Origin of the sequence: Deinococcus pimensis DSM 21231 (assembly GCF_000519345.1) — a bacterium.
Classification (GTDB): domain Bacteria; phylum Deinococcota; class Deinococci; order Deinococcales; family Deinococcaceae; genus Deinococcus_A; species Deinococcus_A pimensis.
This window is the reverse complement of sequence record NZ_KI912674.1, coordinates 134,095-154,416: the sequence shown is the minus strand read 5'-3', so window position 1 is coordinate 154,416 and position 20,322 is coordinate 134,095. Positions and strand designations below refer to the sequence as shown.

The window sequence follows — 20,322 nt, the reverse complement described above, 5'->3', positions numbered from 1 at the left end:
CCGCCAGTGCCCGCGCGCGCCGCGCGGTGAGGAGGGACCCGGGGGCGCGCTCGACGATGGCGCGCGCGAGAGGGTGCGTGGAGGTCGCCTCGACGCTCGCGGCGAGACGCAGCACGTCGTCCTGCGTGCCGACGAGCGGGACGACGTGCGTGACGCGCGGGCGTCCCTCGGTGAGGGTGCCGGTCTTGTCGAACGCGACGGTGCGCGCCCCGCCGATGGCTTCGAGGGCGGCGCCGCCCTTGACGAGCAGTCCGTGGCGCGCTCCGGCGCTCAGGGCGCTCGTGACGGCGGCGGGCACGCTCAGCACGAGCGCGCACGGGCAGCCGATGAGCAGCAGCGCGACTCCCCGGTAGAGCGCGTCGGGAAGGTACGTCCCGGCGAGCAGCATCGGCACGAGGGCCGCGAGGGCCGCGACGAGCACCACGGCGGGCGTGTAGACGCGGCTGAAGCGGTCGATGAAGCGCGCGACGGGCGCTCGGGCGGTCTCGGCGTCCTCGACGAGGCGGATGATGCGGGCGATGGTGTTGTCGTGCGCCTCCCGTTCGATCCGGACGACGAGGACGCCGTCCGTGGCGATGCTGCCCGCGTACACGGTGTCGCCCGCGCCGCGGTGGACGGGGACGCTCTCGCCCGTGACGGGGGAATCGTCGAGGTGCGCCTCGCCGTCCGTGATGGTGCCGTCCGAGGGGACGCGGTCCCCCACGCGGACCTGGACGAGATCACCGGCGCGCAGGGCGCCCACGGGCACGTCGACGACGTGCCCGCCGCGCAGGAGCCGGGCCGTGGACGGCGCGAGCGCGGCGAGCGCCCGGATGCCTGCGCGCGCGCGGCCCGCGGCGACACCTTCGAGGAGTTCGCCCACCGCGAAGAGGAAGACGACGACGGCGGCCTCCGCGGCCTCCCCGATGAAGAGAGCGCCGATCGCGGCGAGCGTGACGAGGGTGTCGATGCTCAGCGGCGTGCCCGCGCGGGCAGCGGCGGCCGCGCGCCGGGCGACGGGCCAGGTGCCGATGAGGGTGGCGGCGGCGTACCCGAGACCGGCGAGGCGAGGCTCGACGAGGCCGAAGAGGAACGCGAGCGCGAGGAGCGCGCCCGTGCCGACGACGAGGCGGCCCTGCCGGGTGCCGTGCCAGGGCCGCGTCTCGTGTTCGTGGGTGGGCGCCTCGCGGGTCCGGATGGGCCGGGCGGCGTGGCCGAGCTCGCGCAGGGTGCGTTCGACGGCCTCCCTCGGCGTGCGCGCCTCGTCGAGGGTGAGCCGCAGCGTTCGGGTGGTGAGGTTGGCGCGCGCGTGCGCGGCTCCGGGCGTCCGTTCGAGCGCCCCTTCGATCTTGCGGACGCACGACGGGCAGTCCATGCCCTCCACGAGATATTCGAGCGTGACGGGTTCCGGCGCGGCGGCGGTGCGGCTCATGACCCCATGATATATGAACACCTTCTCAGATGTAAGGACATCTGACTCGGAGTCCGGGCGTAGCCTGACGAGGTGAAGACCGACCCCCGACTCCTCCTGCCCCTCCTCCTGCTCTTCTCCTGCACCCCGAAAAGCGCGGAGACCGAGCGCCCGTCGGCCGACGTCACGTCAGGCGCCGTGCACGTGACGAAGGCCGAGTTGAGAGAGACCCTGCCCACGGTCGAGGACGGCGTGCTCTACCTCACCGTCAGCAACACGGGGCCCACCCCGGTGAAGCTCCTCGGCGTCAGGACCAGCGCCGCCAGGGACGTCATGCCGATGCGGGACCACTCCGGAGCGAGGCACGATCCCATCGACCTCACCATCGCACCGAAGTCGAGCCTCGTCTTCAAGCCCGGTGGAGACCACCTCATGCTGATGAACGTCACCCGGCCGCTCAGGAAGGGCGAGAAGGTCCCCGTCACCCTGTCCCTGCAGCCGGGCGGGGACATCACGCTCGACGTTCCCGTCAACCCGTACTGAAGTCGGCCTCCCCACCCGTCACGTCTGATCGGCCCGGCCACCCCGTGAAGCGGTAGCATCCCCCCATGGATTCCCCGCCCGCCCGGACCGGAACGGGCCAGGTCGACGACCCGGCGCTCGAGGACGCCGCCCGGCTCGTCACCCGTGACCTGCCGCACGTGACGAGCCTGCTCGTGGCCCGACATGGACGAACCGTCCTGGAAAGGTACTGGAACTGCGCGGCAGACGACCCCCAGGACCTGCAGTCCATCACCAAAACCCTGATCGGCACCCTGTGCGGCACCCTGATCCACCGCGGCGTCCTCCCCGACGCGCGCGCGAACGTGCTGGAATTCTTCCCGGAATTCACGTCCCGCGTCCGTGACCCACGCTGGACCGACGTGACGGTGGAGCATCTGCTCACCATGACGGGCGGACTGCCCTCCGAACTGACCGACGAGGCGTACGACGACGCCTGGTTCGGAAGCGAGGACCCCATCGCCTTCGCGCTCGAACACGAACTTCAGGGCGCGCCGGGAGAGACGTTCCGGTATTCCAACGCGGGAACGCACGTCCTCGGCGAGCTGCTCGCCCGCGCCGCCGGAACGGACCTCGCGACCCTGCTTCAGGACACCCTGCTCACGCCGCTCGGCGTGCGGCTCGCGGACTGGCCGCGCGACCCGCGTGGTCGGCCCTTCGGCTGCGGCTACGTGAGGTTGACGCCTCGAGCCCTGCTGCGCTTCGGGATCATGGTCGCCCACGGTGGCCGCGCCGACGACCGACTCGTCGCGCCGACCGACTGGCTGCGGACCTCCACGCGTCCGCGTGTGCGCGGCTACGCGTGGATGGAGGGCATCGACGACTACGGCTACCTGTGGTGGGTGACGCGCGAGCACGACGAGGAGGGCTGGTACGCCACCGGGTTCGGCGGTCAGTACCTCGCGGTCTTCCCGAGGCTCGACCTGGTGGTCGTCATGACGGGATCCACGACGCCCCACCCCAGCCACCGGTACGTCATAGGCGACCTCATTCTGCCGATCATCCAGGACGCCGAGCGACAGGCTCGGAGCGACCCGGGCACGGGCGAAACCTGACCTCGACCCCTTCAGCCCCACCCACGAAGCCCGCCTCCCCCGAACGTCACGACCGACCCCACGATCCGGATCTGGATATACTGCGCGCACTTCAATCTCGCCACGGAGGGCGCGTGCCGCACCTGGACCTCAGCCGTTTCCACACCTACGACGAGCTCACGGCGTACCTGCACGAGGTCGTGACCCACCACCCGCGTCTCGCCCGGCTCGACAGCATCGGCCGCACCCGCGAGGGCCGCGACCTCTGGGTGATGACGCTCACCAACACCGACACCGGCCCCGACCTCGAGAAACCCGGCTACTGGATCGACGCGAACATCCACGCGGGCGAGGTCACCGGCGGCGCGGCCGCCCTGTACACCATCGATCACCTCACGAACGGATACGGCACCGACCCGCAGGCGACCCGCATCCTCGACCGACTCGCCGTGTACGTCGCGCCGCGCCTCAGTCCCGACGGCACCGAGGCGTACCTCACCACCCCGCGTCTGCTGCGCTCCAACACCACCCCGTACCCCTTCACGGACGAACGCGACGGCCTCACGCCCGAGGACGTCGACGGCAACGGCCTCATCCTCGAGATGCGCGTCCCGGACCCCAAGGGCGCCTGGAAGATCAGCGAACGCGACCCGCGCCTCATGCGCCCCAGGGGTCCCTTCGACCTGGACGGCACCTTCTACCACCGCTACGTCGAGGGCCGCGTCCGCGGCCACGACGGCTACACCGTCAGCGACGCGCCGCCCCGGTACGGCCTCGACCTCAACCGGAACTTCCCGCAGGGCTGGGCGCCCGAGAGTCAGCAACGCGGCGCGGGCCCCTTCCCGCTCAGCGAACCCGAAACGCGCGCCGTCGCGGACTTCCTCACCGCGCACCCCAACGTGAACGGCGTGCAGTCCTACCACACCTTCAGCGGCGTGATCCTGCGGCCCTCGTCCTCCCAGCCGGACGACGCGCTCCCCACCCACGACCTCGACGTGTACAGGCGTCTGGGTCAGCGCGGCACGGACCTCACCGGCTACCCGCACACCAGCGTCTACCACGGCTTCCGCTACGACCCCAAGACCGTGCTGTCCGGCGGGTTCTTCGACTGGCTGTACGACGGCCTCGGCATCTTCGCCTTCGCGAACGAACTGTGGGACGTCATCGGCGAGGCGGGCGTGGGGAAGCGCGACTTCATCGGCTGGTTCCGCGACCATCCCGAGGAGGACGACCTCAAGATCCTCGCGTTCAACGACGCGCACGCGCTAGGCGGCTTCCACGACTGGACGCCCTTCGAGCACCCCGAACTCGGAAAGGTCGAGATCGGCGGCTGGGACACCAAACGCTTCTGGCAGAACGCGCCCGCGGCCTTCCTGCCCGACATCGCCCGCAGGCACACCCTGTTCACCCTCGATCACGCCGAGACCGCCCCACGACTCAACGTCCGCACCCTCGACGCGGTCCGCATCGGCGGCAACCACGACGGCCACAAGATCTTCCAGGTGTCCGCCGTGGTGGAGAACCTCGGGTACCTGCCGACCTACACGTCCGCGAGGGCGCGTGAACGCGGCGTCGTCCCACCGATCCGCGTCACGCTCGACCTGCCTCAGGGCGCGTCGCTCGTGCAGGGCGAACGGTCACGGGACGTGGGGCACCTCGAAGGTCGCAGCGCCCGACCGCTCCTCTTCGCCGGGGCGGGCGGCGCGACGAACCAGGAAACGCTGGTGCGGTGGGTGGTGCGCGCGCCGCTCGGCACGGACGTCACCGTCACGGCGGTCTCCACCCGCGCGGGCACCACCCGCGCGACGGTACGGCTCGCTTGAACGGCAGGGAAGCCTCGTGAAGCCCAGCGAAGTCCGGCGGTTCCTCGAACGCGTCGTCGAGGAGCGCATCTACCGCACGATCATGCTGTGGGGCAAACCCGGCATCGGCAAGAGCGCCCTCGTCGCCGAGGTCGCCCACGCGCGCCACCTCGCCCTCGTCGACCTGCGCCTCTCCCAGCTCGCCCCGACCGACGTGCGCGGCCTGCCCGTCCCCGACCTCGAGGAGAACGTCGCCCGCTGGCTCGCCCCGAGCTTCCTGCCACGGCAGGGCCGCACGGTGCTCTTCCTCGACGAGTTCAACCTCGCGCCGCCCGTCATGCAGGGCATCGCGCAGCAGCTCATCCTCGACCGCCGAGTCGGCGACTACGTCGTGCCCGACGACATGTTCGTCTGGGCCGCCGGGAACCGCAAGGAGGACCGCGCGAGCGTGTTCGACCTGCCCCGGCCCGTCGCGAACCGCATGCTGCACCTCACCGTCGAGGAGGACCTCGACGACTTCCGCGCCCACGCCGCGCGCGCGGGCGTGCACGAGAAGATCGTGGCCTTCCTCGGGTACCGTCCCGCCGTCCTGCACGACATGAGCGGACCGGACGTCGCCTTCCCCACCCCCCGCACGTGGGCCATGGCCAGCGAACTCCACACCCACGGCATCGACGTCGGTCCCGCCGTCGGGGACGCCGCCGCGGGTGAGTTCTACAGTTTCCTGCGCGTGTACGACCGCATCCCGGACGCGGCGGAGATCCTGCGGCTCGGAGAGCGGTCCCCGCAGGCGTTCCCGGGCGCGAGCGACGAACGCTGGGCGATCACCACCGCGCTCGCCCTGCGCGCCGGGACACCCGAGGAGGCGGGCAACGCCCTCAAGTGGATCGGCGCGGACCACCTGGAGTGGATGCAGATGACGGCGAGCCTGCTCGTTCCACGCCTCCGGGAACGCGGTGTCTTCCGTGACTTCGCGCTGCTGCTCACCACCGACGAGCGGCTCGGACGCCTGATGGACGCCTACACCGACCTGCTCGACTGAATCGCCCAGGGGCCCGCGTTCCCTCGACCTCGATCCTTCCCCGCCCGTGACGCCCGTCAGGAGGTGCGTATGCCGCGACCGTTCGAACAGCGGATCCAGAAGGCCATCATCGAGCTCCGCAGCAGGAATCCCTTCTACGGCGTGCTGGTGATGTACGCGGATCCACGGCTCGCGACGCACGTCGGTGCCCACCGGGTGCTCACCGCCTGCGCCGACGGGCGGGGCATCTACTTCGACGCCGCGTTCGCCGAGCGGCTCAGCGACGACGAACTGACCGGCGTGCTCGTCCACGAGACCCTCCACAACGCCCTGCTGCACTGCGTCCGCATGGGCGGCCGCGACCGCGAGCGGTGGAACGTCGCGGCGGACATCGTCGTGAACGCCGTCGCGGAGCACGACGGCTACACGCTCCCCCGGGGCGCCGCGCGTGACCCGCGTGTCCAGCACCTCAGCGTGGAGGAAATCTACGAACTGCTCGCGAGCGGGGACCTTCAGGGGCACCTTCCCCTCGAAGCGCGGGACGTGCTGCCCGCCGGTCCGGGCGGTCCTTCCGACGAGGCGGGGCCCGACGGGGAGTCGCGGCTCCTCGACCGCTCGGCGCGGGAACGGCTGGAAGCCTACTGGAAGGACGCCGTCAGGAATGCCGCCACCACCGCCCGGCTCGCGGGCGCCCTGCCCCTCGGAGCGCGGCGAGTCGTCGGGGAGGGGCGGCCCGGCATCGACTGGCGCGCCGCGTTGTGGCGCTCCCTCACGCCCAGCCGCACCGACTTCGGCGAGTTCGACCGACGACACGTCCACCGGGGCCTGTACGTCGAGGACCTCGCGAGTCACGAGGTGGACGTGGCCATCTGCGTCGACACGTCCGGCTCGGTCGGGGAGCGGGAGCTCGGCGCGTTCCTCAGTGAGGTGCGCGGCATCCTCGGCAGCTACCCGCACGTGCGGGCGACGTTGTACTGGGCGGACGTCGCGCTCCACGGTCCCTTCGAGCTCGACCACCCGGGCGGTCTTCCCGCCCCGCACGGCGGCGGCGGCACCGACTTCCGCCCGTTCTTCGAGCGGACACGCGACGTGGGCGTGCGGGTCTACCTCACCGACGGCCACGGGCGCTTCCCGCAGGGTGAGCAGAGTCCACCCGGGCGGACCCTCTGGGCCGTGACGCCCGGCGGGCTCGCTAGCGAGGCGTTCCCGTTCGGTGAGGTGCTGCGGATCGTCGGGTGAAGCGGGCCCGCGCGCTCGATCGAGCCTGCGCGCCTGCCTGCCGCCGGAGTACGTTGAAGGTATGGACCGGACCGTTCACCCTTCCGAGGACGTTCACGGAGCGCGTTTCGCCCTGAAGCGCGCCGCGAGCGAGCTGATTCCGTGACCCTGCTGCCCGTGACGCTCGCGTCGGACCGCCTGCGGCTCGAACCGCTCGAGGAGCGGCACCTCCCGGGTCTCGTCGAGGCCGCCCAGGACCCGGAGCTGTGGCGGTACCTTGGTGCCCTGGACCTGCGTGACCCCGCGCGGCTCACGTCATGGCTGGAGCTCGTCCGGGTCGAGCGTGAGCGGGGCGACGGGCTGGCGTTCGTCCTCGTCGACGTCGCCTCGAATCGTGTGGTGGGCAGCAGCAGCCTGTACGAGTATTCCGCGCAGCACCGCCGCGTGGAGATCGGTCGGACCTGGATTGTGCGCTCGGCGTGGCGTTCGTGGCTCAACACGGAGGCGAAGTCGCTCCTGCTCACGTTCTGCTTCGAGGATCTCGGGCTGGGCCGCGTGCAGCTCAAGACGGACGCCCGCAACGAACGCTCGCAGCGCGCGATCGAACGGCTCGGCGCGCAGCGGGAGGGCGTGCTGCGCGCGCACATGGTCCTGCCCGACGGGTACGTGCGCGACACCGTCATGTACGCCGTGACCCGCGCGGACTGGCCGGCGGTGCGCGCGAGGCTCCTGCACCTGCGTGCCACGCGAGGGGGAGCGTCCTGACCGCGCGTCTCCTCAGGACCGCCGCGCGCGCGTGGCGCGTACGAGGTCGAGCAGTCGGCGTGACTCCGGGCGTGCCAGCACGTCGCTCGGCGTGACCAGCACGTACTCCAGCGTCACGTTCGGCGCCTCGATCAGCACGGGACTCACCGTGCCCGCCTCGATCTCCGGCGCGGCCACGCTCGGCGGCAGGATCGTCACGCCCACGCCCCGCGCGAGCGCTTCACGGACCGCCGTGAGGCTGCCCAGTTCGAGCTGCCCGGCGGGCGTCACCCCCGCCTCCCCCAGCAGACGTTCCGCGTGTCGCGCGACGGTCGAGCCCACCATCGGCCACAGGAACACCTCCTCCGACACGGGCAGCAACGGTGTCGAACCGCGCCGCTCGAGCGGATGACCGCCCGGAACGAGCAGGCTGAGGTCCTCCGCGCTGAAGGCATGCGAGGTGGTGCCCGCCGGGAGCGTCTCGGAAGACCGCACGACGAGCGCCGCGTCCAGGTCGCCCGTCGTGACGGCCTCCACCAGGGACGTGGAGTGCCCGCTCGTGACGCGCACCTCCTGGCCCGCGTCGCGCGCGCTCAGGACGATGTCGACTGCCCAGGCGCCCAGCGTCCACGACAACCCGAGGCGCAGGGGCCTGGGCCGCGTCCGGCGCGACGAGAGGTGCTCGCTCGCGCCGGAGAGCGTCGTCGCGATCACGCGGGCGTACCCGAGCAGGTCGCGCCCGGCGTCCGTGAGGGCGATCCCGTGCGCGGTCCGGGTGTACAGCCGCTCTCCCACGACGTCCTGCAGGCTCCTGAGCTGCGCGCTCACGGCGGGCTGGCTGAGCCGGAGCGCCTCGGCGGCGCGGCTGATGTTGCCGTGCTCCGCGACGACGCTGAACGTGACGAGCAGATCGGAACTCAGACGCATGCGCACAGCCTAGCGTCAGTGTTATCTAAAACATCTATATCAGTTCCCTGGCGCACGCTCTTGAGGGCCCCGCCGACCCGGCGTAGCCTGAACGTCGACCGTGACCGGACCCTCGTCACGAACCTTCCCGCAGGCCAGGAGGTCCAGATGCCCCACACCGCCCCCACCCGAGAAGCGTCACCTCACACGTTCGCGAACGACGTCGTGGTCGATACCTCCTGGCTCGCCGCGCACCTCGGGGCTCACGACGTCCGCGTCATGGAGGCCAGCGAGGACTCCTCGCTGTACGACGCGGGACACGTGCCGGGCGCGGCCCGGCTCGACAGTCGCCGCGACCTGTGGGACAGGGTCGTCCGCGACTTCGTCACGCCCGAGGCCTTCGCCGCGCTGATGGGGCGCCTGGGCGTCACCCCCGACACGACGGTCGTGCTGTACGGCGACAAGAGCAACTGGTGGGCCACGTACGCCTTCTGGTTCCTTCGCTACAACGGGCACGCGCGCGTGAAGCTCCTCGACGGCGGCCGACAGAAGCTCCTCGCGGACGGCTTCGACCTCACCACCGACCCGCCCCGGTTCACGCCCACCACCTACCCGGTCGGCGTGCGTGACGAGTCCCTGCGGATCCTGCGGGACGACGTGCTGCGTCACCTCCAGACCGTGCGTGAGGGTCGGGGAGCGCTGGTGGACGTGCGCAGCCCCGACGAGTACGCCGGGCTCGTGACGCACCTGCCCGAATACCCTCAGGAAGGCGTGCTGCGCGGCGGCCACATCCCCGGTGCGACGAACCTCCCCTGGGCGATGGCGGTCCGGCACGACGGCACGTTCAGGCCGCGCGCGCAGCTCGCGCGGCTCTACGCGGACGCGGGCGTCACACCCGAGCGCGCGGTGGTCACGTACTGCCGCATCGCGGAGCGCAGCAGTCACACCTGGTTCGTGCTGACGCAACTGCTCGGCTACCCGGACGTCCGCAACTACGACGGCTCGTGGACCGAGTGGGGCAACGGTGTCGGCCTGCCCATCGAGAAGACCCCCTGACCTCATTTCCGCCCACCCGCGGCGACACGCGGGCAAGGAGACTCACGAATGGACCTCGAATCCTGGACCCCGCGTGACAAGGCCCGCCGCATCACGGTGCTGATCGCCGGGTACTTCGCGTGCTTCATGTTCGTCGTGTTCTGGATGGTGCTCAACTGGCCCTGGTACCTCTCCCCGCTCGGCGCGGTCGCCAGTTACGCCGCGCTGTACTACCCCCTGTTCGCGCTCCTCCGCAGACGGATCCGCCGCTGAGCCGCTTCCGCCCACGACCGACGACCCTCCCGCGAGGTCAATCGGTCGTGATGGGCGCGCAGAGGTACAGCCGCAGGCTTCCCACGCTGCGCGCGCGCAACTGTCCCCGCGCGAGCAGGTGTTCGCATGCGGAGAGCGCCGCGACCGGGGTGAGTCCCGTCGCCCTCGCGACGCCGGCGGCCGTGTCCTTGCGTCCCCGCAGGTGCGTGAGCACGGCCGCCTGCGCGGACGGATCCTCGTGCGGCACGTCGATCCGGACGGACGCGAGTTCGTATCCGCCGTCTCCGTAATACACCTCGCCGCAGTCCATCAGGTCGTCGAGCAGGGTGTGGACGGCGTCCCGGGAAAGTCCCGTCTCGCTCGCGAGCTTGAGTGGCGCGGTTCGGCCGTGACGTCGAAGGTAGCTGAGGAGCCGCGTCCGGGCAGCGAGGGTCGGCATTCCCCATCATGCCTCACGAGCGGGGAACCGTGGGCTCATGTGCCCCGCGCGGCCTCACGCTCCCGCGACCCGGCCGCCGCCGCCGGGAAGAACGACGCCGCCGCGCTTCGCACGGCGCGGGCGAGTGGCGCGGGCGCGCCTCCGTTGGCGTGCGTGACGACCTCGAAGTGTGTCCCGGGGTGCGTCCGCTCAGGCCGGGCGGTGCAGGACGTGTTCGAAGGCGCGCAGCAGTTCCTCCTCGTAGGACCCCACGAGGTAGGCGAGGTGCTGGGGGTGCCGGGTGAGGTGGTCGAGCTCGGCCTCCCGGGCGGGCCGTCCGGCGAGCGTCTGCGCGATCCGGTCGAGCAGTCGACGGACCGTGCGGGTCTGGGTGGTCGTGAGGGGCGCGCTCAGGGCGACCTGGAGTTCGAGGATGTGGCGGGTGGCACTTCCGTGGTGGATGACGCGAGGAACGACGCTGGAGGTGAGGATGAGCACACGGCCTCCTGGTGGACGACGCCGGACTTGACCGCGGCATGGCATGAGCGGCGAGTTGAAGTGGTGTGGACCATTGCCGAACCCGTGGGAAGCGCCGACCGTGGTGGAGGGATGCGCCCAGGGTACGCCGCTCGTTCTGACACCGCCGTCACGCGGGTGGCGCCGGACATGAAGACGTGAGCGCGGGGTGAGGCACGGCCACAGGATGGTTCCGACGGTCCGACCGTCGCGAATGCCGGATCTCCTACGATGACCGCATGAGCGACACCACGCACGATCAGCCCCTCACGGCCTCCGAACTCATCACGCGTCGCGTCGCCTCCCTCGCGGACTGGCGCGGACCGACGCTCGCCAGGATGCGCGCCCTGATCCTCGACGCCGTCCCGGACGTCAGCGAGGAGTGGAAGTGGCGAGGAACGCCCGTGTGGTCCCGTCACGGCATCATCTGTACGGGCGAGACGTACCGCGAGGTCGTCAAGCTCACCTTCGCGCGCGGCGCGGCAATGACGGACCCTGCGGGTCTGTTCAACGCGAGCCTGGAGGGAAACACCCGGCGCGCCATCGACCTCCGGGAAGGTGAAGTCGTCGACGAGGACGCGTTCAGGGCGCTGGTCCGCGAGGCGGCCGCGCTCAACGCCGCCCGCCCCCGCAAAGGCTGACCGACCTCAGGCGAGGGGCAACGTCAACGCGAACACCACGCCGCCCGCGTCCTCCACCCACACGCGGCCCCCGTGGCGTTCCACGATGCGCCGCACGTTCGCGAGCCCGACGCGTGCCCCCACGCCGACCTCGCCGGGTGCGCGCGCGCCCACCTCGAACAGGGCCTCGGCCTCCCCGAGGCCCGGTCCGGCGGCGTTGTCCCGAACCCGGACGGTCGCGGTACCGCCGCCCGTCTCGGCGCTCACCTCGATCACCGCGACCCGCTCGTGATGTGCCGCGTCGAGCGCGCCCGCGAACAGTTCCGCGAACACCTGCCGCAACATCAGCGCGTCGCCCCGCACGACGGGCAGGTCCTCCACCGCCCACTCCACGGCGCGTCCCGCGAGGCCCGGCGCGAGGTCGCTGCGCACCTGCGTGACCAGCACGTTGAGCGGCACGGCGTCCTGACGCAGCTCCCGGCGTTCCAGCAGAGACAGGTTGAGCAGCTGCGTGACGAGGTCGCCCACGCGGCGCGCCTCGTTCTGCACCATCGTCAGGTAGCCGCGCGAGCGTTCGTCGAGCGTCTCGTCGAGGCGGCGGGCGAGCAGCCCCAGGAACGCCTCGATGCGCCGCGCGGGTTCCTGCAGGTCGCGCGACATCGCGGCGGTGTAGGCGCGCAGCTCCGCGTGAAGGTCCTGCAGGTGCCGGGTGCGTTCCTCCACGGTGGTGTTGAGCGTGGCGTTCAGGCGGCGCAGGCTGTCCTCGGCGGTCTTGAGGTCCGTGATGTCCTGCGTGATGAGCAGGCCCGCCAGGACCGCGCCGTCCTCACCCCGGACGGGCGCGACCCGCGCGAGGAATACCCGTCCCGCGAAACTCACCTCGGTGGTGGTGGGGTGCCCCGCGAGCGCGTCCCGGTAGGGCCCTTCGAGCCGCCCGGCGATCTCTCCCGGGAAGAGCTCCGTGAGGGTCGAGCCGACGAGCGTCTCCGGGCGCAGGTTCACGTCCGCGAGGCCCTGACCGCCCGCGAAGAGGTAGCGCAGGTCATGGTCGAAGAGGACCACCGCGCCGTGCGGGAAGTGGTCGATCAGGCTCCGCAGCCGGGCCTCGCTCGCCCGGAGCGCCTCCTGCGCGCGCTCCTGCTCGGTGGTCTCCACGACGAGCGTTCCCACCCCGAGCACTTCCCCCGCGCCGCCGCGGACCGGGAAGTGCGTGGCCCGCCAGGTCCGCCGGGCGCCCGTGTGATCGGGGTCGCGGCCCTCCAGACGCACGTCGCGAAGCGTCCGTCCGGTCCGCAGCACCTCCTCGAACTGCGGCCGGACGAGCGCCGCGACGTGGGGTGACGCCTCCTCCACCGTGCGGCCCGCATGCCGCTCGGCGTCGTGACCGTTGACCTGCGCGATCAGGTCGTTCACCCGCACGTAGCGCAGCGAGCGGTCGAGCAGCGCGAGTCCCACGGGCGCCTCGCGCACGAACGCGTCGATGATGGCGGTGGCCGCGCTCAGCTCGTGGCGCGCCTGACGTTCGGCCTCGACGACCTCGGCGCGCGTCAGGGCCTGCTGGAACGAGCCCGCGAGGGCTCCGAGGAAGGCGCGTTCCGCCTCGTCGAACGCGCTGGGATGCGGGAAGCTGAACGTGAGCGAACCGAAGGGTCGACCGTGCGTCCTGAGCGGCAGGATCGCCACGGCGCCCGGAACGTCGGGGGTGCCCGGGACGCTCGGGAACGCGGCACGGACGGTCCCGGCGTCCGGCAGGAAGATCGGCTCGCCCCGTTCGAGGCGATCCTCGAACGCGGGAAAGCGCGCCTCGTGCGCCTTGACGTACGCCTCGACCTGTCCCGGAGGGTACCCGTGGTGCGTGACGATCCGCCGATCGACCGGGGCCGCATGCCGGTGCACGAGGCACGCGTGCGCGCCCGCCGCCTGCGCGCCGCGCTCGGCGAGCGCGGTCAGGATCTCCTGACGGGAGGCGGCCGCGCTGAGCGCCACGGCGAAGTCACGCAACGCGACGTTGCGCCACTCCGCCACGACGCGGTCGTGCACGTCCACGGCGTGGCCGAGCCAGGCGTACTCCGGGGTCGCCTCGTCCTCCGGGAGCGGCACGACGTGGCAGGTGTGCCAGCGGTACGTGCCGTCACGAAGGCGGAAGCGGATGTCCGCCGTGTAGGGCGCGTGGTGCCGCAGGCCCTCCTCGCGCGCAGCGCGGCCTCACGGTCGTCGGGGTGGACCGCCTCGATCCAGGAGCGTCCGTCCGGGCGGGTGGGCAGGCCCGTCAGGATGGACCAGTGTCGGTTGAAGGCATTGACCTGTCCGCCCTCGCTGGAGGACCACGCGACGTTCGGCAGCGCTTCGAAGAGCGTGCGGTAACGCCGTTCGCTCGCCTCCAACGCGCGGGCCTGTCGGTCACGCTGCAGCGCGAGCGTCGCGAGTCGCGCGCCCACGCGGGCCACGTCGAGCGCCTCCTCGGCGGGAACGCCGGGCGGACCGAAGGACACTTCGAGCGTGCCGTGCAGGTCGCCCCGCTCGTCGAGCAGGGGCGTGAAGAAGTGAGGCGCCCCGTGGAGAGCGGCGGGAGTGGCGGGAGCGCCGGGAGTGCCGGGCGTCGCCACGTCGTGGAGCGTGAGGAGGACGCAGCGCGTGGCGCCCGTCAGGCGCTCCACGAGCGCCGTGATCTCCTCGAGGACTTCGCCCAGGGGGGCCCCGCGCGTGAGCGCCTCCAGCACCTGTGCCTGACCGCGTGCCACGCTCTCCGCGAGGACCCGCGCGGTGACGTCGCGCGAGACGGCGAGGAAACGTCCCGGACCGCCACCGCGCAGGGCGCGGACGTTGACGTCCCACCAGCGGGGCGTGCCCGCGAAGGTGCGGCAGAATCCGTCGAAGCGGCCCGTGCCGCCCGCGCGGGCCGTGTCGAGCGCGGCGAGCAGCGCGGGGCGGGTGTCGTCCTGCCAGAAGTCCGGCCAGGAGGCGCCCTCGCACTGCGTGAAGTCCGGGATCTCCATGATCCGCAGACCGCCGGGGTTCATGCGGAGCAGGTGGCCGTGCTCGTCGAGGACCTTGACGCAGTCGGGGCTGTCCGCGTAGAGCGCGAGGGCCGCCGCGACGTCGGCGTCGGCGTCGGTGCTGTTGTCGGGCATCATGGTCAGGCTAACGGGCGGGTCGGACCCCCGAAGTGTCGGAAACTTCATTATGTGGTCGGCGGGTCAGTTGAGGTGGCGGACGCGACCGCCGAGCGCTTCGACGCCGTAGTACCCTTCGAGCAGTTCGGGCACGACGGGGTAGCGGTCCCGCAGGGCGTCCACGTCCTCGAAGTACAGTTCGGTGGTCACCGCGAAGAACTCGGCGGGGCTCGTGGCGGCGTACGCGTCGATGCTGGCCTGTCCGCGCGGGAGGTCGTGGATCAGCGTGAGGTACGCGGCCTGCATGCCGCGTTGCCAGCGGTCCAGTGCGCCCTGGCCGCGCAGTTCGGGCACGCCGTCCACGCTGCCGTCCCAGCCGTCGAGCTGGTGCGCGAATTCGTGCAGGACGACGTTCCGTCCGGGCGTATGACCGAGGGACGCGGCGAGGGTCTCGTCCCAGGCGAGGACGACGCCGCCGCGCCGCCAGGACTCGCCGACGCGGACGACGCGCCGCTCGTCGACGACGCCGCCCGCGAGGGTGTCCGTGACGGTAGAGACGAACGCGCCCGGGTAGAGGTAGACGGTGAGGCAGTGCGGAAAGAAGGTGGGGCGGCGTCCCAGTTCGAGCCGGCTGGCCTGCGCGGCGACGACGACGCGCATCTCGTCGGTGACGTCGAGCCCCGCGCAGCCGACGAAGGTCTTCTCCGCGAGGAAGACCTGCACACGGGCGCGCAGGAGGGCCCGTTCGTCGCCGTTGAGGCGGGCGTAGGCCTCCACGCGCGTCTCCAGGATGTGAAGCCAGGCCTCCGAGAAGGGCCTGCGGGTGATCCTGGAACGACGCCAGCGCGAGAACATACTATGTAAAGTATAGCACTTCGGAAAGGTGAACCTCGGAAGGGACGCTTCAGGTCATCCTGGAAGTCGATGAGCGAGCAACAGGAGCGCGATGCTCCCCTCCAGCAGCACGCCCCCGACGTTGCGCCCGTCGAAAGGGCGGTCCACGACGAGCGAGAGCAGACGGACCAGCGCCGCGCCACCCCAGGCCAGGCCGCGCACCAGCCAGCCAGGAGGACCCAGCCAGAACGCCGCGAGCCCCAGCCCGAGAAACAAGCCTCCGTAGGTGGCGCGGACCTCGGACGTGCCGCGTGAACCGATGGCGCCGATTCCCACGAGGGCCGCCGCCACGTCCGGGCGCAGCACACCAAGCAGCCCCAGGCCGACGGTGAGGCCCGCGCCCATCCATGCCAGCACAGCACCCAGGTCCATACCAGAGTGAACCACCAGACGCGTTCCACCCGTGAACGCTGCCGCACACGTCCTCCACCGTTTCGGACCGACGGCGAGTCGGCACGATCCAGGCGGCCCTCAGGAGGTCGACGCGGGCGTCGCCACGCTTGACACGTAGTCCGCGACGGAGCGCGGCTCGAAGCCAGCCTGACGCTGGAACGCGCTGCGCTCCACCTCGAACCCTCTCGCGAGGGTCAGCATGATGTCCACGAAGCTCCGGTCGAGGTCCGTCGTGGCCGTCGCCCGCTGCGCCTCGAGCGCCTCCACGGGAACCCGCGTGACCTCGAAGGACCGGCCCGAGGTCTGCTCGAACAGCCGGACCGCGTCGTTCGGACTCATGACGTCTCCGACGAGTTCGATCGTGACGTCACGCGCCTCGTCGCTGTCGAGGCTGGCGACGGCGTAGCGCGCCACGTCCCGCGTGGCGATCCAGCTGACCCTGCCCTCACCGCTCCCCAGGATTCGTACCTGTCCGCGCGCGTAGTCGAAGCCGAGCGCGGGACCCATCCACACCTCGAGGAACGCCACGGGCTGCAGGATCGTGAAGGTCATGCCGCCTGCCCGCAGGCGGGCCTCCACCGCCCTCTTGGCAAGGGACAGGGGTGACGGTTCGGGGCCGTCGAACCCCGTAGGGTACGAGACGTACACGAAGCGCCGCACTCCGGCCCGCGCCGCCGCGTCGACGAGCGCGAGCTGTCCGTCGTGATCCACGCTTCCGATCGCGTCACGTGTCTGGTCACGCAGCGTGGTGGTGGCCGTGCTGATCACGGCATCGACACCCTCACAGGCTCGCGCGAGCGACGCGGGGTCCTTGAGGTCTCCCTCGACGAGCTCGACGCCGAGCGAGGTCAGCGTCCGCACCCGCGCGAGGTCCGAGCTGGGGCGGCACAGGCCGCGCACCGCGCGTCCCTGCGCCCTGAGCAGTTCACAGATGCTGCTGCCCAGACTGCCCGTGCTTCCGACGACGAGGATCATCCTGACCTCCTGCGGGGAGGGAGAACTCGTGGATGGGAACCGTCGGGGTGGGAGTCCAGCGTAGCACCGTCGGGGCGCGGGCCGCGCCCCGTCCGAACCTCATCGTGCCTGCTGGGCGCTCGTCACGTTCCTGTCACGTTCCCGCCCCGCGCTTCACGTGCGCTTCACGGCGCGTTCGGTACAGTCACCTCAGGTCAGCGGGACTCGACGTGAGCAAGGGGAGGGGCGTCGGGTTCCGCTGAACCTTTGTCGCGCCCGGCACGCCCTGAAGCCGCCGCTCACCACATGCGCCTCAGTCGCGCGGTGAAGTGAGCCATGACCGACTCCAGGATCGCGCTCGTCACCGGAGGCAACCGCGGCATCGGCCTCGAAGTCTGCCGTCAGCTCGCCGCTCGCGGGCTGCACGTTCTGCTCGCCGCGCGCGACGAGGAGCGCGGAGAGCGCGCCGCGGAGTCCCTGCGTGCCGGAGGCGGACAGGTGGCCTTCGTGCCGCTCGACGTGGCCGACGAGGCGTCCGTGCACGCGCTCGCGCGTGCCCACCCGAGGGTGGACGTCCTCGTGAACAACGCCGCGGTGCTGCTGGGCGAGGACGGCGACGCGCTGAGCATCCCCCTGGGCGCGTACCGCGAGAGCCTGGAGGTGAACTTCCTCGGGCCGCTCGCGCTGTGTCAGGCCTTCGTGCCCGGCATGCGCGAGCGGGGCCACGGGCGGGTCGTGAACGTCAGCAGCGGTGCCGGGCAGCTCTCGGGCATGGGCGGGTACGCGCCCGCGTACTCGGCGAGCAAGGCGGCCCTCAACGCGCTCACGCGTCTGGTCGCGCACGCGGGCGGACGGCGGGTGCTGGTCAACAGCGTCGACCCGGGCTGGGTCAGGACGGACATGGGCGGGCAGAGCGCGCCGAGGAGCGTGGAGCAGGGCGCGGACACGGTCGTGTGGCTCGCCACGCTGCCCGAGGGCGGCCCCAGCGGCGGCTTCTACCACGACCGTCGCCCCGTGCCCTGGTAGCCCCGCGTGGTGTACTGGGCGCATGATCGACCTCACCGGAACCGTCGTGTTCGTGACCGGCGCGTCGCGCGGCATCGGCGCCGTCACCGTCCGCAGGCTTCTCGAAGTGGGCGCGTCCGTCGTGGCGCACGCGGGGCGCGGCGGACGGCCCGACCAGCAGCCTGCCCAGGACGCCCCCGAGGGGCGTCTGCTCGTCCTGCACGGGGACCTGTCACGCGGCGGTGAGGCCGCGCGGCTCTTCGCGGAGGCGGCCGCGTGGCAGGGACGGGTGCACGTCCTCGTGAACAACGCGGGCATCGCGCCGTCCGTCACGATCGACGACGACCCGGACGTCTGGGCGGACGTGTGGCGTGAGACGCTGCAGGTCAACCTCGTCAGTGTCGCCGACACGTGCCGCGAGGCGCTGCGGCACTTCCGCGAGGAGGGCGGCGGCACCATCGTGAACATCGCGAGCCGCGCCGCGTTTCGCGGGGACAATCCCGACGCGATGCACTACGCGGCGTCCAAGGGCGGCGTGATCGCGCTCACGCGGTCCATCGCGCGCGGCTACGCCCGCGACGGGGTGCTGGCGTACGCCGTGGCGCCCGGCTGGGTGCGGACGGACATGGCCGAGCCGTACCTGCGCGACCACGCCGCCGACATCGAGCGCGACATTCCGCTCGGCGACGTCGCCCCGCCGGAGGACGTGGCGAACACGGTGGTGTTCCTCGCGTCGGGCCTCGCGCGGCACATGACCGGGGCGACGCTCGACATCAACGGCGCGTCCTACGTGCGCTGAGGGGCTCTCGTGGCGTACGCTCGGGCATGCCCGTCCTGAAGAGCGTCCTCGACGCCATCGGCCACACGCCCCTCGTCGCCCTCGACCGCGCGTACGAGGGGCCCGGTCGTCTGCTCGCGAAGCTGGAGTTCGTTCAGCCGGGCGGCAGCGTGAAGGACCGCGCGGCCCTCGCCATCGTCCGCCGCGCCCTGGAACGCGGTGACCTGCTTCCCGGGCAGGGCGTGGTGGAGATGACGAGCGGAAACATGGGCGCCGGCCTCGCCGTGGTGTGCGCGGTCCTGGGCCACGAGTTCACGGCGGTGATGTCCAGCGGCAACAGTTCTGCGCGCGTCGCGATGCTGCGCGGGCTCGGCGCGCACGTCGAGCTCGTGCCGCAGGTGGACGGGCTGCCCGGGCAGGTGACGGGCGCGGACATCGGCGCGGCGTCCGCGCGCGCCCGCGAACTCGCCCATGAGCGCGGCTGGTACCTCGTGGACCAGTTCCACAACCCCGGCAGCGTCCTCGCGCACGAGGAAGGAACCGGACCGGAGCTGTGGCGGGGCACCGAGGGGCGGCTCGACGCCTTCGTCGCGCTCGTCGGGAGCGGCGGCACCTTCGTCGGGACGAGCCGCTTCCTCAAGCGGGCCGCGCCGCACGTGCTGTGCGTGGCGGTCGAGCCCGCCGGGGCGGAGGTGCTCGCGGGCCGCGCGGTGACGAAACCCCGACATCTGCTGCAGGGCACCGGGTACGGGTCCGTGCCGCCCAAGTGGGACGCGGACCTCGCGGACGCGTTCGTCGCCGTGACGGACGAGGAGGCGCTGGAGTGGCGGGAGCGTCTCGCGCGGCGCGAGGGGCTCTTCGTCGGCTTCTCCGCCGCCGCGAACGTCTGCGCGGCGGTGAAGCTGCTGCGCGGCGGACGGCTGCGCGAGGACGCGTGCGTCGCGACGGTGCTGTGCGACACGGGCCTGAAGTACGTGGACTGACCGTCCCGGACGCAAAAAAAGGGTTCAGCGGGAATCGACGCCCCTCCCCTTGCTCACGTCGAGTCCCGCTGACCTGAGGTGACTGTACCGAACGCGCCGTGAAGCGCACGTGAAGCGCGGGGCGGGAACGTGACAGGAACGTGACGACGGAGCGCGGGCGCCACCCAGGGCGTCCGCGCTCCGTCCGATCAACTCGGCTTGAGGATCATCAGGGCGAACAGCGCGAGTCCCAGCGCGCCCACCACGAGGTGCGCGCGGTGAATGCCGCCGAGCAGCGCGGCCTGCTCGCCCGGCATGACGGACGCGTCCCGACCCTGCGGGCCCGACGCCCAGGCCGTCAGGCGGCCCACACGCGGCACGACGTAACCCAGGACCACGACCTGGATCAGCACGTAGAGCACCAGCGAGCCCAGCAGCCACAGCTGCGTCACGCTGCCGTACTGCCCGCGCCAGATCAGCGCGAGCCCACTGAGCACCGTCAGCGTACCGCCGATCTTGGGGAAGAAGCTCAGCGTCGAGAACAGCGCGAGGTTGTGCCGCAACGCCGCGCTCGACGGCCGTCCGCGCAGCAGCGCGGCGGAGAAGAAGGTGGGACCGATGCCGATGACGGCGCTCAGCACGTGAATCAGGACGAGCAGTTTCATGGTGACCTCCGGTGAAGCGG

Annotated in this window: 22 protein-coding genes; 12 read left to right on the top strand and 10 right to left on the bottom strand. The window is 71.7% G+C overall.

Annotation, left to right across the window (positions count from 1 at the left end):
• On the bottom strand, window positions 1-1,411 hold a 1,411-nt coding region (locus tag DEIPI_RS34115; RefSeq protein WP_084474861.1), incomplete at its 3' end, for a heavy metal translocating P-type ATPase.
• A 72-nt stretch (window positions 1,412-1,483) separates the two neighbouring features.
• On the opposite strand from DEIPI_RS34115, the gene DEIPI_RS34110 reads away from it, so the two are divergent.
• The 6 genes from DEIPI_RS34110 to DEIPI_RS0123600 all read left to right on the top strand — a co-directional run bounded on the left by DEIPI_RS34110 (window position 1,484) and on the right by DEIPI_RS0123600 (window position 7,791).
• Window positions 1,484-1,933: a copper chaperone PCu(A)C gene (locus tag DEIPI_RS34110; protein WP_052351967.1), complete on the top strand. Its 450-nt coding sequence runs from the start codon at window positions 1,484-1,486 to the stop codon at window positions 1,931-1,933.
• Window positions 1,934-1,998: 65 nt separating this feature from the next.
• Window positions 1,999-3,006: a serine hydrolase domain-containing protein gene (locus DEIPI_RS34105; protein ID WP_084474859.1), complete on the top strand. Its 1,008-nt coding sequence runs from the start codon at window positions 1,999-2,001 to the stop codon at window positions 3,004-3,006.
• 113 nt (window positions 3,007-3,119) lie between these two features.
• Entirely contained in the window at window positions 3,120-4,808 is a 1,689-nt protein-coding gene (locus tag DEIPI_RS0123620; protein ID WP_027483410.1) for a M14 family metallopeptidase, read from the top strand.
• A gap of 16 nt (window positions 4,809-4,824) precedes the next feature.
• Window positions 4,825-5,829 (top strand): ATP-binding protein, encoded by a 1,005-nt coding sequence (locus DEIPI_RS34100; RefSeq protein WP_045235034.1) that lies wholly within the window; start codon window positions 4,825-4,827, stop codon window positions 5,827-5,829.
• Window positions 5,830-5,898: 69 nt separating this feature from the next.
• Entirely contained in the window at window positions 5,899-7,047 is a 1,149-nt protein-coding gene (locus DEIPI_RS0123610) for a vWA domain-containing protein (RefSeq protein ID WP_027483409.1), read from the top strand.
• Between the two features lie 141 nt (window positions 7,048-7,188).
• Window positions 7,189-7,791 (top strand): GNAT family N-acetyltransferase, encoded by a 603-nt coding sequence (locus tag DEIPI_RS0123600; RefSeq protein WP_045235033.1) that lies wholly within the window; start codon window positions 7,189-7,191, stop codon window positions 7,789-7,791.
• A 12-nt stretch (window positions 7,792-7,803) separates the two neighbouring features.
• On the opposite strand, the gene DEIPI_RS0123595 is transcribed toward DEIPI_RS0123600, so the two are convergent.
• A complete protein-coding gene (locus DEIPI_RS0123595) occupies window positions 7,804-8,697 on the bottom strand; it encodes a LysR family transcriptional regulator (RefSeq protein WP_027483407.1) in 894 nt (297 codons plus the stop codon).
• A gap of 147 nt (window positions 8,698-8,844) precedes the next feature.
• Here DEIPI_RS0123595 and DEIPI_RS0123590 point away from each other — a divergent pair, with 147 nt between their 5' ends.
• Window positions 8,845-9,732 carry a sulfurtransferase gene (locus DEIPI_RS0123590; protein WP_045235032.1) on the top strand — a complete coding sequence of 296 codons (888 nt, stop codon included), beginning with the start codon at window positions 8,845-8,847 and terminating at the stop codon, window positions 9,730-9,732.
• 48 nt (window positions 9,733-9,780) lie between these two features.
• Window positions 9,781-9,984 carry a hypothetical protein gene (locus DEIPI_RS0123585; RefSeq protein WP_027483405.1) on the top strand — a complete coding sequence of 68 codons (204 nt, stop codon included), beginning with the start codon at window positions 9,781-9,783 and terminating at the stop codon, window positions 9,982-9,984.
• A gap of 37 nt (window positions 9,985-10,021) precedes the next feature.
• On the opposite strand, the gene DEIPI_RS0123580 is transcribed toward DEIPI_RS0123585, so the two are convergent.
• Window positions 10,022-10,423 carry a winged helix-turn-helix transcriptional regulator gene (locus tag DEIPI_RS0123580; RefSeq protein WP_027483404.1) on the bottom strand — a complete coding sequence of 134 codons (402 nt, stop codon included), beginning with the start codon at window positions 10,421-10,423 and terminating at the stop codon, window positions 10,022-10,024.
• A gap of 189 nt (window positions 10,424-10,612) precedes the next feature.
• Window positions 10,613-10,900, bottom strand: coding sequence for a hypothetical protein (locus DEIPI_RS0123575; RefSeq protein ID WP_027483403.1), 288 nt, complete (start codon window positions 10,898-10,900; stop codon window positions 10,613-10,615).
• Between the two features lie 257 nt (window positions 10,901-11,157).
• Here DEIPI_RS0123575 and DEIPI_RS0123570 point away from each other — a divergent pair, with 257 nt between their 5' ends.
• Window positions 11,158-11,559: a DUF1801 domain-containing protein gene (locus DEIPI_RS0123570; RefSeq protein WP_027483402.1), complete on the top strand. Its 402-nt coding sequence runs from the start codon at window positions 11,158-11,160 to the stop codon at window positions 11,557-11,559.
• 6 nt (window positions 11,560-11,565) lie between these two features.
• Here DEIPI_RS0123570 and DEIPI_RS0123565 read toward each other — a convergent pair whose 3' ends face one another.
• From DEIPI_RS0123565 to DEIPI_RS34085, 5 genes are all read right to left on the bottom strand, one after another.
• Window positions 11,566-13,524, bottom strand: a complete 1,959-nt coding sequence (locus DEIPI_RS0123565) for a PAS domain-containing protein (protein WP_245588636.1) — start codon at window positions 13,522-13,524, stop codon at window positions 11,566-11,568.
• Window positions 13,485-14,672 carry a PAS domain-containing protein gene (locus tag DEIPI_RS41675; protein WP_245588635.1) on the bottom strand — a complete coding sequence of 396 codons (1,188 nt, stop codon included), beginning with the start codon at window positions 14,670-14,672 and terminating at the stop codon, window positions 13,485-13,487. Before DEIPI_RS41675 ends, DEIPI_RS0123565 begins: the two co-directional genes overlap by 40 nt.
• Window positions 14,673-14,735: 63 nt before the next feature.
• The gene (locus tag DEIPI_RS34095; protein ID WP_052351966.1) at window positions 14,736-15,506 is read right to left on the bottom strand and encodes a M90 family metallopeptidase; all 771 of its coding nucleotides are present in this window, start codon (window positions 15,504-15,506) and stop codon (window positions 14,736-14,738) included.
• Between the two features lie 54 nt (window positions 15,507-15,560).
• Window positions 15,561-15,917, bottom strand: a complete 357-nt coding sequence (locus DEIPI_RS34090) for a hypothetical protein (RefSeq protein ID WP_084474853.1) — start codon at window positions 15,915-15,917, stop codon at window positions 15,561-15,563.
• Between the two features lie 99 nt (window positions 15,918-16,016).
• Window positions 16,017-16,913, bottom strand: coding sequence for an SDR family oxidoreductase (locus DEIPI_RS34085; protein WP_045235031.1), 897 nt, complete (start codon window positions 16,911-16,913; stop codon window positions 16,017-16,019).
• Between the two features lie 315 nt (window positions 16,914-17,228).
• On the opposite strand from DEIPI_RS34085, the gene DEIPI_RS0123540 reads away from it, so the two are divergent.
• From DEIPI_RS0123540 to DEIPI_RS0123530, 3 genes are read left to right on the top strand one after another with little or no spacing between them, the layout of a single operon-like run.
• The gene (locus tag DEIPI_RS0123540) at window positions 17,229-17,918 is read left to right on the top strand and encodes an SDR family oxidoreductase (RefSeq protein WP_027483399.1); all 690 of its coding nucleotides are present in this window, start codon (window positions 17,229-17,231) and stop codon (window positions 17,916-17,918) included.
• A 22-nt stretch (window positions 17,919-17,940) separates the two neighbouring features.
• Window positions 17,941-18,696, top strand: a complete 756-nt coding sequence (locus tag DEIPI_RS0123535; protein WP_027483398.1) for an SDR family NAD(P)-dependent oxidoreductase — start codon at window positions 17,941-17,943, stop codon at window positions 18,694-18,696.
• Window positions 18,697-18,722: 26 nt separating this feature from the next.
• Window positions 18,723-19,658 carry a PLP-dependent cysteine synthase family protein gene (locus tag DEIPI_RS0123530; protein ID WP_027483397.1) on the top strand — a complete coding sequence of 312 codons (936 nt, stop codon included), beginning with the start codon at window positions 18,723-18,725 and terminating at the stop codon, window positions 19,656-19,658.
• Window positions 19,659-19,846: 188 nt separating this feature from the next.
• Here DEIPI_RS0123530 and DEIPI_RS0123525 read toward each other — a convergent pair whose 3' ends face one another.
• The gene (locus DEIPI_RS0123525) at window positions 19,847-20,302 is read right to left on the bottom strand and encodes a DUF2269 family protein (RefSeq protein WP_027483396.1); all 456 of its coding nucleotides are present in this window, start codon (window positions 20,300-20,302) and stop codon (window positions 19,847-19,849) included.
• Window positions 20,303-20,322 lie beyond the last annotated feature (20 nt).